The organism is Chitinophaga nivalis, from assembly GCF_025989125.1.
In the GTDB taxonomy this organism is placed as follows: Bacteria; Bacteroidota; Bacteroidia; order Chitinophagales; family Chitinophagaceae; genus Chitinophaga; species Chitinophaga nivalis.
The window spans coordinates 7,483,291-7,503,934 of record NZ_JAPDNR010000001.1; the positions used below are offsets into that span (position 1 = coordinate 7,483,291).

Sequence of the window (20,644 nt, forward strand, 5' to 3'; positions counted from 1 at the left end):
GCCAACTTTAATCTAACAGGTACATGCATATGATTCTTTTTATTCATTACTATTAAGTTTATTACCGCAACAATTCAATCCAGCCTTTATAATTTCTTTCTCCCTGCGGTGTATTCAGTTTCAGTATGTAGTAGTAGGTACCTTCATTCAGTTCATGTCCATCCCACTTGTTATCGTAGTTTTTGCTCTGGTATACCATGTTACCCCAACGGTTGTAGATGAACAGGCTGCTACCCGGATATTTGTTGAGTCCCGGAATGACAAACCGATCATTTTTACCGTCGCCATTAGGTGTGATCACATTTGGTATGAACAGGTCACCTCCTACGGTTGCTCTGGAAGTAGCGGTATTGGATGACATATCCGGATCAGGCTCGTTACCTTTCACCGTAGCGGTATTGATCAGGTCCCCGCCACCGGTAATCTGTACATGGAAGGTCAACCGGATTGTTTCTCCATTAGTCAGGCTACCCACATTCCAGCGGATGGTTCTGGAAGCCGGATCGTATACGGCATTGCCTTTATCAGCGAGGATACTGGATGGTTCACCGAGGTTGGCCGGCAGTGCATCTGTTACCAGTACACCGGTAGCGGTATTCGGTCCTTTGTTGCTGATGGTAACGCTGTAGTCTATACGTTGTCCGACAGTATATGGTGTATTGGTAGTGATACCTTTCGCGATGGTGAGATCGGCAGCTTTACCTGCACTGATGATATTCACCACGGTATCAGGAATCACCACATCTGGTCTGCCTTTGGCGATGGCCACATTTCTCACACTACCTGTTTCCAGAATTGTCACCTGGTAAGTGAGGGTGGTTGACTGTCCATTCGCCAGGTCACCTATGGTCCAGGTGATGACGCGGTTCGCCGTGTTGTAGCTGGCCGTTCCTTTACCTGGTGTACCCAGTGTTGGAGCAGAGAGGATGCCGGCTGGCAGCTCATCTGTTACCAGTACCTGATCCGCATTGCCTGCACCGGTATTGGTGACCTTCAGGGTATACGTGATCTGTTGTCCCGGGTTGTAGCTTTCTTCTGCCGGTGTTACTTCTTTGGTGATCTGCAGTTTAGCCGTTGGCGTTACCGGTGTTACTACCGGTGGCGTCACGTTGTTGCCTGGTACGGTATCCGTTACATCTGGCGGTGGTGTTACCGTAGCCGTATTGCTCAGGGTAGTTGTACCCGTTACAATACCTGTGATAGCGATGTTGACGATACCTCCTGCCGGGAACTGCGCTACTGCGGCATTCACCGTGTTACCATTTACATTCAGCGTTGTGCCGGATACACCGCCTGTTTCACTGATGATGGTGGCGGCTACATTACTGATACCTGCCGGTACCACATCCTGTATGGTCGCACCATTTGCATCAGACAGGCCATTGTTCCTCACTTCTACCGTGTAGGTAATGCCTTTACCTTGTATCACACCCGCCGGACCTGTTTTCGTAACGGCCAGGTCAGCATATTTCCTGACTGGGATGGTTACCCTCGCTGTATCCGGTGTAGATACATCCGGTGGACCAGCTACGATGGCTACGTTATTCAGGTTACCGGTTGCTTTCAGCGTTACATTATAGCTGAGGGTAGCGGTTTGTCCGTTAGTCAGCAGACCGGCGTTCCAGCTGATGGTACCGGTAGCGGCATCATAGGTAGCATTACCTTTCGATGGCGTACCCAATACTACTGCGCCAGTAGCTGCACCAGACAATACATCCGTTACTTTCACCGGATTCACTGCACCCGGACCGTCATTCTGGATATCCAGGGTGTAGGTAATCTGTTGACCTGCACTGTAAGGACCTGCCGGACTAACGGATTTGCGTATACGTAATTTAGCGGATGGTATCACCTGTGTTTCTACGGTAGTGCTGGTGTTATTGCCTGGCACCGGATCTTTCACATCTGCCGGTGGTGTTACCGTAGCTGTATTACGCAGGGTGTTGATATCGTTCACTACCCCTTTGATTTCTATATTCACTGCACCACCTGCCGGTATATTGGCAATGGTACCACTCACTGTGTTGTTATTGACCTGCAGTACCGTTCCGCTCGCGCCGCCGCTCTGTGCTGCAACAGTTGCTGTTACATTACCGATGCCGGCAGGTACGATATCCTGGATAGTAGCGCCATTCACGGTAGCCAGTCCTTCATTTTCCACTACCAGTACATACGTGATGTTCTTACCCTGGATAACAGTGCCCGGACCTGTTTTGGTGATCCGCAGATCTGCTTCCTTCGTCACGGTAGTCACTACCGGTGGTGTAGTAACCGGCGGTGTAACACCCGGTACATTGGCGGTAGCCGTATTGCTTAAGGTACCTCCGAAATCAGCCGGTACTTTACCTGTGATGAGGATGCGGATGAGATTACCGGTGCCTGCTCCTATGTTACCGGTGAGGCTTACATTATTACCGGTACCATTGGCGCCGCTGGTGATCGTAGCGTTGCCTGCAGCAGTTGCCAGCCAGGTTACCTGCTGGAGGTCAGCCGGCACCACATCGGTGATCTGTACGCCTGTTGCATCACTTGGTCCCAGGTTAGTAGCTTCTACCACGTAGCTGAAGGTTTCCCCTGCACGCACGGTAGCTGGTCCTGTTTTGCTGAGTCTTACTCCTGGCTCACGTACCACCTTCGTTACCACGGTGCTGGAGTTATCCGGTGTCGGATCTACCACACCTGGCGGCAGGGTTACGTTCGCGGTATTGGTTACTGTACTGTTAGCCGTTTGTTTCACTATACCGGTGATGGTTACACGTACCTGACCACCACTGCTCAGGGATGTCTGGATGTTGATATTATTACCTGTGCCGCTGGTTGGGCCGGTGACAGTAGCCGTACCACTGATGGTAGCGATACTCCAGTTCTGCACCGTGATATCCGCAGGTACCACATCATTGATCGTGATGGCATCTGCATTACCAGGACCCTGGTTAGTTACATCTACTGTGTAGGTGATATTACCACCTGCAGCTATCTGGGCCGGACCGCTCTTCACGACCTGTATGTCGAAGGAACGTTGTACCTGGGTAGTGCTGGTATCTGTCGGAACCGGTGGTTTACCCGGAGGTGTTACCACGGCTACGTTTTTCAGTGGTCCGCTATAGTTGTTATCAATTTTACCTGTGATGAGTACGATGATGGCATCATTGGCGCCCGCCGGTACATTACCTGTTACAGATACGTTGTTACCGGTACCATTTGCACCTGCTGTAATCGTAGCAGCACCCTGTGCGGTCGCTGTCCAGCTTACATTGGTGAGTGCTGCCGATACCGCATCGGTAATCACGGCGCCGATGGCGTTGCCCGGACCACTGTTGGTTACCTTAACGGTGTAGGTAATCACTTCGCTCGCCAGTGCAGCCGATGGTGCACTCTTACTGATATGCAGGCCTGGTACATTACCTACTTTGGTAATTACCGGTACACTGGTTACCGGTGGTTCTCCCGGAGGCACTGCAGTAGCGCTGTTGCTGATAGTGCCGCTGAAGGCAGGATCTACCAGGCCACTGATGGTAATCGTGATCTTATTGCCGGTACCTGCCGGTATGTTGGCAGTCAGCTGTACATTATTACCACTGCCACTACCGCCGCTTACCACACTGGTACCTGCGCCGGTAGCTGCGGCTGTCCAGGTTACATTTTGTATCTGTGCCGGTACTGCATCGGAAATATTCACGTTGGTCGCATTGGAAGGACCTGCATTGGTGACATCAATGGTGTATACAATCGGTTCACCACCATTCACTGCGGATGGTCCGCTCTTAATCACCTGTATACCGGAGGTGTTGCCTACTGTAGTTGTTACCTTGCTGGTTACCGGTGTACCGCCAGGTGTATTGACAGCCGCCGTATTATCCAGCGTACCGTTGAAGGAAGCATCTACGGTACCGGTAATGGTTACACTGATATTGTTGGCTGCACCTGCTGCAAGGTTGCCGGTAATGGTAATGTTATTGCCGCTACCAGTGCTGCTGCCGGTGATATTGGTACCTGTGCCCGTAGCAACAGCTGTCCATTTCACATTCGTCACCGCAGCCGGTACATTATCTGTTATGTTGATATTACCTGCATTGGAAGGACCACTGTTGGTCACTACCAGGGTATAGGTAATATCCTGGCCGGCGGCAATCTTCGCTGGTCCGCTCTTCGTCATATGCAGGGCAGACTGGCTGCTTACTACCGTTGTTACCGGCGGACTGCTTACGGTTGTACCTCCCTGCGGTGTAGCAGTAGCGGTATTGGTGAGCGTACCTGTGAAGGACGGATTTGCCACACCCGTGATGACGATGCGTATTTCGTCTGTACCACCTGCGTTGATATTACCGGTTACCGTTACATTATTGCCGGTACCATTGTCTACACCGGTGATGTTAGCACCTGCACCGTTGGCCACGGCTTTCCAGCTCACCTGTTCTATTGCTGCCGGTACCACATCGGAGATGGTCACATTTGTTGCATTGGAGGCGCCGGTATTTCTTACCACTACGGTGTAAGTAATGGTTTGTCCGGATGCCAGCGTGGCTGGTCCACTCTTCACCACTTCCAGTCCTGGTTCATTTTCCACATTGGTGGTTACCGTGCTGGTAGCCGGAGACGGATCCGGTGTGCTGGCCGGCGGTGTAGCAGTAGCCGTATTGATCAGGGTACCAGTATAAGCCGGATCTACGATACCGGTAACAGTTACCCTTACACTACCTGCTTTCGCCGGTATGGTAGCCGTGAGATTGATAGCGTTGCCTGTTCCTGTAGCTACCGGCGTATTAGCGCCACCGGAGGCCACTACAGACCAGCTTACATTTTGTATCTGTGCCGGTACATTATCGGCGATGACTACACCGGCAGCATCTGCAGGACCTGCGTTGGTGACATCAATGGTGTAGGTAATCTGCTGGCCTGCACTGATACGCGCCGGACCTGCTTTCGCAATTCTGATATCTGCAGATTTATTGACTGCTGTCGTGAAGGTGCTTTGTTTTTCACCATTAAATTCTGCGGTAACCGTATTTACAATACTGGAACCACTGGCTGGTGATATGGTACCGGTGATGGTGAGTAATACCTTACCCGGACCGTTGGTAGTACCTTCAATATTAGCGGTGAAGGCAATGTTATTACCGCTGCCGCCTGGTGTGCTGACAGTTGTACCACCGTTACCGGTAGCTACGGCTGTCCAGGTAACATTGGTTATTTCTGCAGGCACCGGATCGGTGATGTCTACCGATGTTGCGTCGGAAGCACCTGTGTTGGTGACTTCTATCGTATAGGTGATCTTATCACCGATGTTGGCGATAGCCGGACCACTCTTACTTACCTGCAGCCCAACGTCTGTATTGATAGCGGTGGTAATGTTGCTGGTATTGGTACCCGGTATGGTTTCTGTCACACCGGCTGGTGGTGTCACCGTAGCGGTATTGGTAATATCGCCTGCAGGTGTACCCGCATCCACGGTACCATTGATATCCACGATGATACTGTTGCCGGTGCCGGCCGCAATGTTACCGGTGATATTCAACGTATGGCCGCTGAGGTTACTGTTGCTTACCGATGCCGTACCATTGGTGGCGGTGGTAAAGGTAATACCGTTGATCGCTGCAGGAATGATATCCTGAATAGTAGCGCCGGTTACATCAGACAATCCGTTGTTGGTAATTTCCAGCCGGTAGGTAATTGCCTGACCAGCACCTTTATTAGCCGGACCTGTTTTCACAATCACCAGGTCGGTTTCTTTGGTGACGTTGCTGGTGACATTGCTGGTAGCCGGTGTCGGATCGTCGGTACCTGGCGGCGGTGTAGCCGTTGCGGTATTACTGATCTGCGTACCGGTAAAGGCAGGATCCAGCTGACCGGTTACCACCAGCGTAATGCTGTTGGCATCACTGGCCGGGATATTACCGGTGAGGGCAATATTGTTACCGTTGCCGGCGGCTGCACTGATCGTAGTGCCGCTACCGTTAGCGGTGGCTGTCCAGGTGACATTACGGATAGCAGCTGGTACCACATCATTGATGGTGGCGGCCACCACATCACCCGGACCATCGTTGGTCACTGTAATGTTATAGGTTACCTGCTGGCCGGCTACTACCTGCTGCGGACCACTCTTCACAATCTTCAGATCACTCACTTTATCCACTGCAGTATTAGTAGTGCTGGTAGCTGGTGTTTTACCTGGTACGGTAGCCGTAGCGGTATTCACCAGGGTAGCATCGGTGAGGGCAGGATTCACGGTGCCTTTCACTTCTATCGTAATCACATTACCTGCACCGGCAGGAATATCTCCGGTAATATTTACATTACCTGTACCACTGTTCGGACTGGCAATCGTACCTGTACCGGTAGTATTAGCTACCCAGGTTACGTTCTGTATTCCGGCTGGAATATTATCTGCGATGGCCACACCCGTAGCATTGGACGGACCATCATTTTCCACCACAATGGTGTAAGTGATCGGTTGTCCGGCAGCTATGGCAGCCGGTGCATTCTTCGTAATCCTAACATTCGGATCGTTGGTAACGGTTGTATTCTTGGTGCTGGTAGCCGGTGTTTTACCTGGTGCAGCAGCAGTAGCGGTATTCACCAGCGTACCGGTAAAGGCCGGATCAACGGTACCCTGAATAGTCAGTCGGATACTGTTACCGTTACCTGCCGGAATATCGCCGGTAATATTGATGCTTCCTGTACCACTGGCAGCACTTACTGTAGTACCGGTGCCATTGGTAGCAGCGGTCCAGGTTACATTCTGCAGACCAGCCGGCACATTATCAGCGATGACTACACCTGTTGCATTGGATGGGCCACTGTTGGTCACATCAATGGTGTAGGTTACCGGTGCCCCTGCACTGATATTATCCGGACCACTCTTCGCAATCCTGATAGCAGGATCTTTCGTCACTTCAGTTGTTGTCGGCGGCGTTACTACCGGTGGTTCTCCCGGAGGTACAGCCGTTGCGATATTATTGACCGTACCGGTGAAGGCCGGATCTACGGTACCATGTATCGTAATGGTAATGGTATTACCACCACCTGCCGGAATATTACCAGTCACGTTCACACTACCTGTGCCGGTAGTAGCACTTACACTGGTACCTGTGCCGGATGGTACGGCTGTCCAGGTAACATTTTGTATCTGTGCCGGTACATTATCGGTAATGGCCACGTTGGTCGCATTGGAAGGACCACTGTTGCTGACCAGTACAGTATACGTAATCTGTTGTCCTGCGCTGATCGCAGCCGGACCACTCTTACTGATATTTATACCCGCATCTACGGTGATGTTGGTGGTAGCATTGGCAGTTGCCGGTGTGCCACCTGGTACGCCTGCTGTTACCGTATTCACCAGCTGTCCGCTGTAGGATGCATCCACCCGGCCTGTTACCGTGATGGTGATCTTGTTGCCGCTTCCTGCCGGGATATTGCCGGTGAGGCTTACATTACCAGTACCGGAAGGCGTACCCACGGTAGTACCTGTACCTGTAGCCGTAGCTGTCCAGGTAGCATTCTGGATACCCGCAGGAATATTATCTGTGATGGCCACATCCGCCGCATCAGACGGACCGGCATTGGTTACTTCAATCGTGTAGCTGATTGGCAGGCCGGCACTGAGGTTGGCTGGTCCGCTCTTCTTCACCTGTACCAGCGGATCATTGGTAACCGTAGTTGTTACCGGATTACTGGTCACCACCGGTAAACCTGGCGGTGTTACCGTAGCGGTGTTGGTGATCTGACCTTTGAAGTCAGCTGCTACTTTACCGGAGATCGTTACCGTAATGGTATTGCCACTACCAGCGGCTACATTACCGGTGACATTCACGGTATTACCTGTTACACTGCTGCTGCTTACCTGCGCATCACCGGAGGTGGCTGTGCTGACAACAATGTTGCTCAGTTCAGCTGGTACTGCATCTGCAATCACGGCACCTGTTACATTGCTCGGACCTGCATTGGATAATACCAGGGTGTAGGTCAGCTGTTCACCACCACTGATGGTAGCCGGACCGGCCTTGGTCAGTTGCAGGGACGGATTCAGGCTTACTACTGTGGTAATTTCATTGGACGGTATAGCCGGTTTACCTGGCACCTGTACATGAGCTGTATTGCGCAGCGTAGCACTGATGGCCGGATCGGCTTTGCCGGTTACTACAATGATGATACCGTTGCCTGCACCTGCCGGGATGTTGGCTGTGAGGTTCAGGTTATTACCTGTACCTGCGCCGCCGGCGGTAATGGTAGCACCACCTACCACGGAACTGGTCCAGGCAGTGTTCAGTACCTGTGCAGGAATATTATCTGTAACAATGGCGCCTACTGCATCAGAAGGACCATTATTGGTGACTTCAATGGTGTACGTAATGTTTTCACCTGCATCCAGTACAGCCGGACCTTTTTTCACCACTACCAGACCCGGATCGTTGGTGATATTGGTTTGTACCTGGCTGCTAACCGGATTACCACCTGCGGCAGTAGCCGTAGCGGTATTGGTAACGCTACCTGCCGGTGTAGATGACGGCACCGTACCGGTGATCGTTATATCTATCTGATTGCCGGTTCCTGCCGGAATACCAGCGGTGAGATTGATGTTATTACCTGTGCCGTTCTGCGGGCTGCCACTATTGATAGTAGCTGCACCACCTGGCGTAGCCACCCAGGTTACACCTGTAATAGTAGCAGGAACCACGTCGCTGATCACCACATCTACGGCATCACTTGGGCCGGCATTGGTTACCAGCACATGATAGGTAATGGTATTACCAGCAGATACAGATCCGGAGGCCGGTCCTGTTTTCACCACATTGATACCGGTGGTATTCAGTATGGTGGTATTGGTTTTATTGGTAGGCACCGGTGGTTTGCCGGTTGGTGTGATAGCTGCTTCATTATTCAATACGCCGGTAGCACCAGGTTGTACCGTACCGTTGATGGTCAGTACAATTTTATTGGCGGCACCTGCCGGAATATCACCGTTGAAACTGATGTTATTACCTGCGCCGCTTGCAGTAGCTACCGTGGCCGCACCTTCTACCTGTGCGGTCCAGGTTACACCGCTGATCGGTGCCGGTACATTATCTGTAATGACAGCATCATTTACATCGGAAGGACCGTTGTTGGTAAATGTAATAGTAAACTGAATAGCTGTACCCGCACTTACGCTGGCAGGTGCTGTTTTCACCCCTTTCAGGTCATACTGCGGATCGTAGGTATCTGTATCGGTGATGGTATTATTACCAGGCGTATTATCAGTTACACCCGTAGGTACGGTAGCACTGGCGGTATTGCTCAGGTTACCGGTAAATCCGGATGGTACTGTCAGTGTAAGCGTATACGTTATCTTACTGCCGGCCGGTATGTTTACCGTCTGATTGATGCCACCAGACCCACTATTGGCTGGTACGGCTGCGCCGGCACCCGGTACCGCAGACCAGTTGGCCACGGTAATACCTGTTGGCAGCGGATCGCTCACCGTTGCACCGGTTACATCAGAAGGTCCGTTGTTGCTCACCACAATGGTGTATACCACATCGGTACCTGGCGTATAGGTTGTAACGCCATCTGTTTTGGTAACAGCCAGATCTGCCACCAGATCCAGGTTGGTCACATCCGTAGTGGATGGCGGTGTTGGATCGGTGGTACCCGGCGGCGGTGTAGCCGTTGCGGTATTGGTAAGACTACCGGTAGCATTGGTATTCACAGTACCCACGATGGTGAGCACTGCGTTCTGACCTGCTGCCAGGCTTAAGCCACTCCAGGCGCCGGTAGTACTGTTAAAGGTACCTGCACTGGTAATATAGGAGTTGGCTGTGAAGCCTGCCGGTAAGTTATCGGTCACGGTGGTTACATCTGCCGGTAACAGTGCGGCTGGACCATTATTCGTTAAGGTAATGGTATACGTCAATGCTTCTCCTGCCACCGCTGGTTTCGGTGAAGCTGTTTTCACCAGACCCAGATCCAGTACGCGGTCTATCGGTGTATTATCGGTAGCAGTAGGCGGTGTCGGATCGGTGGTTCCCGGCGGCGGTGTAGCCGTTACCGTATTGGTGATATTACCGGTAGCTGTAGCTGCCAGTGTACCCACAATAGTGATAGTAGCGCTCTGACCTGCTGTCAGGCTTAAACCATTCCAGGCGCCGGTACCACTGTTGTAGTTACCTGCACTTGGGGTATAGCTGGTAGCCGTAAAGCCAGCTGGTAAATTATCCGTCACGGTGGTTACATCTGCCGGCAACAGCGCAGCAGGACCATTATTCGTTAAGGTAATCGTATAGGTCAATGTCTGACCGGCCACTGCTGGTTTCGGTGAAGCAGTTTTTGCCAGTACCAGATCCAGTACACGGTCTATTGGTGTGTTGTCTGTTGCAGTAGGCGGTGTCGGATCGGTGGTACCGGTTGGCGGTACAGCGATTACCGTATTAGCCAGACTACCCGTAGCATCCGCATTCACAGTACCTACAATGGTGAGGGTAGCGCTTTGACCTGCTGCCAGGCTTAATCCATTCCAGGCGCCGGTGGTGCTGTTGTAGCTACCCGCACTTGGTGTATAGGTATCTGCCGTGAAGTCTGCCGGCAGATTATCTGTAACAGTGGTGATATCAGCCGGTAACAGGGCTGCCGGACCATTATTGGTTAATGTAATGGTATAAGTCAATGCCTGACCGGCCACCGCTGGTTTTGGTGAAGCGGTTTTCGCCAGCGCCAGATCCACGATACGATCTATCGGCGTATTATCTGTGCCGGTAGGTGGTGTTGGATCGGTGGTACCGGTTGGCGGTGTAGCCGTTACCGTATTAGTCAGATTACCGGTAGCCGTTGCATTCACAGTACCTGCAATAGTAATCGTAGCGCTTTGACCTGCTGCCAGGCTCAAACCGCTCCAGGCGCCGGTAGCGCTGTTATAGGTACCTGCACTGGCGGTGTAGGTATCAGCGGTGAAACCTGCCGGTAAATTATCGGTAACCGTAGTCACATCTGCCGGCAACAATGCGGCAGGACCATTATTGGTTAAGGTAATGGTGTAGGTCAATGCCTGACCTGCTACCGCTGGTTTCGGCGATGCCGTTTTCACCAGTCCCAGATCCAGCACACGATCTATTGGTGTATTATCCGTTGCAGTCGGTGGTGTTGGATCGGTGGTACCGGTTGGCGGTGTAGCCGTTACCGTATTGGCTAAAGTACCGGTAGCAGTAGCGCTGACAGTACCTGCAATGGTAATGGTTGCGCTCTGACCTGCAGTCAGACTTAAGCCGCTCCAGGCACCGGTACCACTGTTATAGGTACCTGCACTGGCAGTATAAGTGGTGGCGGTGAAGCCAGCTGGTAAGTTATCCGTTACTGTGGTCACATCTGCCGGCAACAGCGCAGCAGGACCATTATTCGTTAACGTAATCGTATAGGTCAATGCCTGACCCGCTACTGCCGGTTTCGGCGAAGCGGTTTTCGCCAGCGCCAGATCCAGCACACGGTCTATTGGTGTGTTGTCTGTAGCAGTTGGCGGTGTTGGATCAGTAGTACCGGGTGGCGGTGTAGCCGTTACCGTATTGGCCAGGCTGCCCGTAGCACCGGCATCCACTGTACCTGCAATAGTCAGTGTAGCTGTTTGACCGGCTGCCAGGCTTAATCCGCTCCAGGCACCTGTGCCGCTGGTATAATTACCTGCGCTTGGGGTGTAGGAAGTAGCCGTAAAGCCAGCTGGTAAATTATCCGTTACTGTGGTCACATCTGCCGGCAACAGTGCGGCAGGACCATTATTCGTCAGTGTGATGATATATGTCAATGCCTGACCTGCAATGGCTGGTTTCGGCGATGCCGTTTTCGCCAGTCCCAGATCCAGGATACGATCTATCGGCGTATTATCCGTTGCAGTCGGCGGTGTAGGATCGGTCGTACCGGGCGGCGGTGTAGCCGTTACCGTATTGGCCAGACTACCCGTAGCGGTGGCATTTACGGTACCAACAATCGTCAACGTAGCCGTCTGACCTGCTGCCAGGCTTAAGCCACTCCAGGCGCCCGTACCGCTATTGTAAGTCCCTGCACTTGGCGTGTAGGTAGTAGCGGTAAAGCCAGCCGGTAAGTTATCCGTTACAGTGGTCACATCTGCCGGCAACAGCGCAGCAGGACCATTATTCGTTAATGTAATCGTATAGGTCAATGTCTGACCTGCAACCGCTGGTTTTGGTGAGGCGGTTTTCGCCAGTCCCAGATCCAGGATACGGTCTATCGGTGTATTGTCTGTAGCGGTTGGCGGTGTTGGGTCGGTCGTACCGGTTGGCGGTGTAGCCGTTACTGTATTGGCCAGACTACCCGTAGCGGTGGCACTCACGGTACCTACAATCGTCAACGTAGCGGTCTGACCTGCTGTCAGGCTCAAACCACTCCAGGCGCCTGTACCACTGTTGTAAGTACCTGCACTTGGCGTGTAGGTAGTAGCGGTAAAGCCAGCCGGTAAATTATCCGTTACAGTGGTCACATCTGCCGGCAACAGCGCAGCAGGACCATTATTCGTTAAGGTAATAGTGTATGTCAATGTCTGACCTGCTACCGCTGGTTTTGGTGAGGCGGTTTTCGCCAGTCCCAGATCAAGGATACGGTCTATTGGTGTATTATCTGTAGCGGTTGGTGGTGTTGGATCGGTGGTACCGGTTGGCGGTGTAGCCGTTACCGTATTGGCCAGACTACCTGTAGCACCAGCATCCACAGTACCTGCAATGGTGAGGGTAGCTGTCTGACCCGCTGCCAGGCTTAAACCACTCCAGGCCCCCGTACCACTGTTGTAAGTACCTGCACTTGGCGTGTAGGTAGTAGCGGTAAAGCCAGCTGGTAAATTATCCGTCACAGTGGTTACATCTGCCGGCAACAGCGCAGCAGGACCATTATTCGTTAAGGTAATGGTATAGGTCAATGCCTGACCTGCTACCGCTGGTTTTGGTGAAGCGGTTTTCGCCAGATCCAGGTCCAGCACACGATCTATTGGTGTATTATCGGTTGCTGTAGGTGGTGTTGGATCGGTGGTGCCGGTTGGCGGTGTAGCCGTTACCGTATTAGTCAGACTACCCGTAGCAGTGGCACTTACGGTACCCACAATGGTGAGCGTTGCATTTTGACCGGTGGCCAGGTTTAAGCCGCTCCAGGCGCCGGTACCACTATTATAGGTACCTGCACTGGCAGTGTAGGTAGTGGCCGTAAAGCCGGCTGGTAAGTTATCGGTTACTGTCGTCACATCTGCCGGCAGTAAAGACGTAGGTCCGTTATTGGTTAAAGTAATGGTGTAAGTCAGGGTTTGTCCTGCCACAGCCGGTTTCGGCGAAGCAGTTTTTGCCAGATCCAGATCCACGACGCGATCGATCGGGGTATTATCGGTTGCGGTTGGCGGTGTTGGATCGGTGGTACCTGCCGGCGGTGTAGCCGTTACCGTGTTGGTCAGTGTACCCGTAGCCGTTGCACTCACGGTACCTGCAATGGTGAGGGTGGCACTCTGGCCGGTACCGAGGCTTAAGCCGGTCCATTCGCCTGTACCACTGGTATAGGTACCAGCGCTTGGCGTAAAGGTGGTAGCTGTGAAGCCTGCCGGTAAGTTATCCGTTAATGTGGTGATATCTGCCGGCAACAGCGCAGCAGGACCATTATTCGTTAACGTAATCGTATAAGTCAATGCCTGACCTGCCAACGCTGGTTTCGGTGAAGCGGTTTTCGCCAGCGCCAGATCCACGATACGATCTATCGTGGTGTTATCAGTGGCCGTTGGCGGTGTTGGATCGGTAGCTCCCGGTGGCGGTGTAGCCGTTACCGTATTGGTCAGTGTACCCGTAGCCGTTGCACTCACTGTACCCACGATGGTTAAAGTAGTGCTTTGTCCGGCAGTTAAACTCAGCCCGGTCCATTCGCCTGTACCGCTGGTATAGGTACCTGCAGCCGGCGTAAAGGAAGTAGCGGTGAAACCTGCAGGCAGGTTGTCGGTCAGGGTGGTTACGTCAGCCGGTAACAGGGCTGCCGGACCATTATTGGTTAAAGTGATGGTGTAAGTCAGGGTTTGTCCTGCCACTGCTGGTTTCGGCGAAGCGGTTTTCGCCAGCGCCAGGTCCATTACCCGGTTTACGGTGGTATTATCCGTTGCCGTCGGTGGTGTTGGATCGGTGGTACCTGCAGGTGGTGTAGCCGTTACCGTATTGACTAAGCTGGTGCCGGTAAAGCCTGCATCGATGGTACCCGCAATGGTGAGGGTTGCACTTTGGCCAGCGGCCAGTGTCTGCGCCGTCCAGGTGCCAGCACCACTGTTATAGGTACCTGCACTTGGCGTAAAGGTAGTGGCGGTGAAGCCAGCTGGTAAATTATCTGTCAGTGTTACCACATCGGTCGGCAACACGGTACCAGGTCCTGCGTTAGACAGGGTAATGATGTAGGTAAATGCCTGACCGGTTACGGCAGGTTTTGGACTACCGGTCTTCGCCAGATTCAGGTCTATAATACGATCAATCGTTGTATTGTCTGTAGCGGTAGGCGGAGTTGGATCGGTGGTGCCAGCAGGCGGTGTAGCCGTTACCGTATTGGTTAAACTACCGGTAGCGCTGGCACTTACGGTACCTGCAATGGTGATAGTAGCACTCTGGCCGGTTGTCAGCGTCAGGCCTGTCCACTCGCCGGTACCACTGGTATACGTACCAGCACTCGGTGTAAAGGAGGTAGCCGTGAAACCTGCTGGCAGGTTATCTGTCAGCGTAGTAATATCGGCCGGTAACAGTGTTGCCGGACCATTATTCGTTAAGGTAATCGTATAGGTTAAGGCATTACCGGCTACCGCTGGTTTCGGCGATGCCGTTTTAGCCAGCGCCAGGTCCATTACCCGGTTTACGGTAGTATTATCCGTTGCCGTTGGTGGTGTTGGATCGGTGGTGCCGGCAGGCGGTGTAGCTGTTACCGTATTGGTTAAGCTGGTGCCGGTGAAGTTTGCATTGACGGTACCCGCAATGGTGAGGGTAGCGCTTTGGCCGGTAGCCAGACTTAAGCCAGTCCAGGCGCCGGTACCGCTGGTATACGTACCTGCACTTGGTGTAAAGGTGCTGGCCGTAAATCCGGCGGGTAAATTATCGGTGATGCTCACTACATCTGCAGGCAGTATGGAACTCGGGCCTGCATTGGATAAAGTAATCGTATAGGTAAATGCCTGTCCGGCCACTGCTGGTTTAGGACTGGCGGTTTTAGCCAGGTTCAGGTCTACCACCCGGTCTATAGTAGTATTGTCTGTAGCTGTTGGTGGTGTCGGATCCGTTGTACCTGCCGGCGGTGTAGCCGTTACCGTATTGGTGAGGGTACCCGTAGCCGTTGCACTCACTGTGCCAACAATCGTCAGGGTAGCACTCTGGCCGGTAGCCAGGCTTAAGCCGGTCCAGGCGCCCGTACCACTGGTGTAGGTACCTGCACTTGGTGTAAACGTCGTAGCCGTAAAGCCCGCAGGCAGGTTATCCGTCAGCGTGGTGACATCTGCCGGTACCAGGGCACTGGGGCCATTATTGGTTAAAGTAATGGTATAAGTCAGGGTCTGACCGGCAATCGCTGGTTTCGGCGAAGCGGTTTTCGCCAATGCCAGATCCACGACGCGATCGATCGGGGTATTATCCGTTGCGGTTGGCGGTGTTGGGTCGGTAGTACCCGGCGGCGGTGTAGCCGTTACCGTATTGGTGAGGGTACCCGTAGCCGTTGCACTTACCGTACCGGCAATGGTGAGCGTTGCACTCTGGCCGGTAGCGAGACTCAGTCCCGTCCAGGCGCCGGTACCACTGGTATATGTACCTGCACTCGGTGTAAAGGTGGTGGCTGTGAAACCTGCAGGCAGATTATCCGTCAGCGTAGTAATATCTGCTGGTATCAGGGAACTCGGACCATTATTCGTTAACGTAATGGTGTAGGTTAATGCCTGACCTGCTACCGCTGGTTTCGGTGCAGCCGTTTTCGCCAGCGCCAGGTCTACCACTCTGCTGATAGTAGTACTTTGTCTGGCCGTATCATTGGTGATCTGTGGATCTACCACGCCGGCAGGTGTTTTAACGATAGCCGTATTATTCAGGGTACCTGTAGCGGTTGGAGATACAGTACCAGCAATGGCAATCGTTGCACTCTGACCGGTGGTCAGCGTCAGGCCTGTCCAGGCGCCTGTACCACTGGTATAGGTACCTGCACTTGGCGTATAGGTATTGGCGGTAAAACCTGCAGGCAGATTATCCGTTACCGTTATAATATCCGCCGGCGCTACTGCAGACGTGCCATTATTAGTGACTGTGAGGGTGTAGGTCAATGCCTGGCCTGCTACTACCGGATCCGGATTATCTGTTTTGGTAATAGACAGATCATAGGCGCGGCTCATGGTAAGGCTGTAATCTTCCACTTCCCCACCTACTTTAATACCCACAAAATCGGCGGTTGTCAGCGGATCTGTGGTGATACGCAGCCGGGCGTAGGTGATACCACCTGTTAAGCCGGCGCCGGTAATCAGGGTATTGGTATTACTCCAGGTTAAAGTAGCGCTGGTTCCATTATTAGCCACGGTGCCTAATATCCCTTCCGCCGCTTCGAAAGTACCATTGCGGTTAAAGTCGATCCAGCCGGCTACATTGGCGGTTTGTCCAGTTGTATTGGTCACCGGGAAGGTAAGGCTATACGTGGTGCTGGCTGCATTCAATGCCGGCAGTGGCGCCGTGATACCATCTTCATCTGCCCCATCACCATTTGGCGTATTGGCATCCGTACCCGCTGCTACTGCCGCGGCATCTGCTTCGACATCGATGGTAGCACCGATACGCAGATTCGGCGATGAAGGATGTACCGGACCATTGGCGGCTGCCAGGGTACCATAACTATTAGGCGCATCCCCCATATCTCCGTTTACCACCGGCATCACGCCATTGAATTCAGAAGTATTGTTGCTCGCATCCGTAGCCGTAGCCGTGAGTAAGGCATTCAACGCCACTCCCGGTATGCTGGCCAATGGAATAACGAAACGGAACCTGTTCTCTGTTCTGTTACCTATCACACCGGTACCATCATCTGTATACACACCGGTTGTTGCATCCTGGTCTGTAATACCGGAAACCGTGCCTCCTTCCTGTAAGGTAAGGAGATACGTACGTCCTTCACCAAACCCTCTCAGGTTGGTGAAAGTACCAGGTAATGGATTAGGGCTTAGGGGTGGTGTAGGCGAAAAGCTACCATCCCGGTCGGCCCGGAACAATTCGATGGTAGTACCCGGACCGGAAAAGCCGGTCACAACCAGGTTGGTACCTACAATCACCGCAGAAGTGACCACGGGGAAGTTGAGTAATCCGTTGGGGCCCGCGTCACCGTCACCGTTATCATTCGGTGTTACTACATCTGTTGCCCCATTGGCAGGATCAAGATCTATCCCTAATCCGGCATTATTATAAATACTATTCTGTGAGATTTTGTTACTGGCAGATGTGGGGAAAATCACTGCCACACCGGAAGAAGCCGCACCGGTAATCACATTTTTCGTGAGCGTTGCATTGGTGGTAGACAGCAGTCCTATATTGTCCAGTTCCAGTAATTGTGTACCAATGGGTGATGGCAAGATACCATTACCGGAAAAAGTATTATTGGTAATGGTCAGTATATTGCCAAAGTTCACCTGCAAACCCTGCTGCCCGTTATTGGCGATACTGTTATTGATAATGATATTATTATCAGGCGTACCTGGCAACGCTGTATGTATCAGTTCTATCCCTGCGCCACTGTTACCCACTGCACCGGCCGTGTTGTTGCCGTTACCGTTATTCAGGATTTCATTACCACTGATGGTCAGGCTTCTGGCCGTGGAAGTGGTATTATTATGTATACCAAAGAAATCGGCTCTGGAAATAATATTATTGGTAACGCTGGTTCCATTTGCACCGGTAGCAAAAGTGATGTTACTACCCGGGTTGCTACCTGCCGCTTCTGTATTGGTAGATACGGCAGAACCACCCACTATATTTTCAGTAATCAATCCATTGCTGCTACCCCCAATAATGTTGGCGCCGGTAAAGGCGCCGGTACCAAAACGATTGATCGCAATGCCACGGATAATATCATTGGCGCCGGTTGTCTGCAGCCCATAGGCAGCAGTACCCGCCGCACCGTTCCACCGGATTTCTACTTCCGGTCTTTGCACACCTGGTAAAGCAATCAGGTCTACTCCGACCTGGGTACCCGGACTACCGGCTACGCCTGTCTGACTATTGGCAATATTCGCCGTTTGTGTACGGCCATCAATACTGGTATTGGCGTCGGTAATTACCGGCAATAAAGCTGTGATATTAAAGAGCGCCGTGGAGCCGCCTCCGGCTGCCGTCAGCTGTGTAGGCTTGTTGATACCCGGATGAGCAGCGCCGTCCGGTATCATAAAGATGCTGGTTTCCACGCCCGCCGCCGGATCAAAAACACTATTGGTTACCTGATCTAAACCGGCATTGGTCAATACATTACTGTTGACAATAAATTGCCGCAATGATCCCTGACCGGTATTATTGGTATTGACAATCGTAGAAAAGTTAAATCCAAAATTTATATTGTCAATATTAGCGGCATTGATGGTGGCTTGTGATACAGATTGTGCATTACCTGTTACGCTTCCGCTCAGGGCAAACGTAGTGGTATTTAAAGTAGTTCCGCCGATCGTACCCGTACCAGGATCTGCTGTTGCCGGACTTCGTCCGCCCACTTCGTTGACAATATTCACCAAAGTGGTGGATACGACCCGTTCTCCTCTGAATGTTTGCACACCTAACTCTGTTCCATTATTACCTGGCCTGGTAGACCTTACGGTACTATTGACCACCCTGATATAGAAAATACCATTACTGCTCACCCCTATTGAATAGGAACCATCTGCCAATGTATTGGTGAAATTCTCCAATGAGCCCGAGGCATCATACACCTCTACTCTGGCGTTCGGAATGCCTACCGTACCGGCTGTACCAAATGGCCGGCCTGCGCCGCCACCATAATTTACATCTTCGTATACCCGTCCCAGTATGGTGAAGGCATTGGAGCCCAGATCACCGAAAGAAGTGGGTAAAGGGCCATTCAGCGCCGTTACTGAGGTGACAGGTATACTGCTGTTACCCGACCAGGTAGCTCCGGAAAATTCCGAAGCGTTTATCTTAATAATATAACTGTTAGTGGTAGCCGTACCAATCACATTTCCCTGCAAATCAAATCCTATTCCGGACATATTCGAGAATGACCCCGGGATAGGCGCCGGTACTGATTTATATCCCAGTATCGCACCTGTGGTTACATTCAGTTCCCAAATGGAAACAATACCAGCACCAAATGGATCAGTGATAGAACCACTTACAAACAATCTGCCTGTAGGACTGAAGTCAAGATCTCCGCCGCTGGTGGGTAAGTCGACCAGACCGCCGGTGGGTACCGGAATATCATTCGTAGATACTACCGCGGCAGTGGCTTTATTCAGGTTAACGATATAAGGTCGCGCCGGTAAATTACCGGCGTTAACAGTATTGTAATTACAAATAGTAAAAAGGGCCCCCGCGGTATTAAACGCCAGTTTCCCGAATTGTATATTCCTTGAAAAACCACTTCCATCCACAAATGTAGGCGTGATACTACCAACTATCGACAGTGTACCACCGACTGCCGGTGGTGCATTGGGTACAAATTTATACAGGATAGCACCGGCCACCTGATCACTGGTGAAATAGATATCACCGTTGAGATCTACCGCCAACGCAGTGGCACTGATAATAGTACCGGCAGAAAAGGTGAATATCGGCGTCAGGGCGCCGGTAGCATTGTTAATGCGTACAATGTTGGTGGTGCTGTAGGAGTATGAGAACCCAAATCCCTGTCCTGATGTGCTTTTCACACCTATACCACAAAACAGTAACAGCAGCAATAAACGTGAAACGTATCTGTAACATCTCACGCCGCGGTTTTGCAGCATCATAGGTAAGCAACGGTGTGTAGTAGAATTGCCTAGCGTAAAAAATTTTCTCATACGCCTCTTGGTTTTTTTATCCTGGTTTTCGTATACTATTTAATGCACATGACACTCCTGTATTGCTCTTGCAGCAATACACATCACACTGGATTTCAGGGTCCAGAAAAAATAAAAAAATAAAACAACACAAAATCAATACGACAAATACACATCATCTGGGGTCAGACTGACGTATACCCACAAGCGTGAATCCAATTATCGGCCTGCTTTAATGGTTAACCGGATAAGCTTTCACTTATAATCTATTAACAGACAAACAAAAAAAAAGAAGAATTGTTTTTGATTCAGAAAAATTCACATAACTAAATTTCAGTTGATAGCAGTTTACTTATATTATAAAGATATCTGCTCACAATGCACCTGAAACGAAAGTAAATAAACTGTATAACATTCCGCTCAGGGTCACTCAGATATTTTTTTATAATATTTGACAATGCAACACATCCCTTCTCCCCCTTTACTCCTTCAGCCATACATCTTCCCGGTCAGTAATAAATTATTACATCGTAGTCCTAACCATATAACCACCTAAAACCAGCAAAAATGACATATCACATCACACACTTATATATCTATCTAAAAAGCCATTATCCTTCATTTTACAACCTCAATACAACCTATACGTACATACGAAAATAATCATCC

Annotated in this window: 1 protein-coding gene; it reads right to left on the reverse strand. The window is 51.5% G+C overall.

Features of this window, described 5'->3' with window-relative positions; genetic code table 11:
• Positions 1-61: 61 nt before the first annotated feature.
• The gene (locus OL444_RS27245) at positions 62-19,864 is read right to left on the reverse strand and encodes a DUF7927 domain-containing protein (protein WP_264728157.1); all 19,803 of its coding nucleotides are present in this window, start codon (positions 19,862-19,864) and stop codon (positions 62-64) included.
• Positions 19,865-20,644 lie beyond the last annotated feature (780 nt).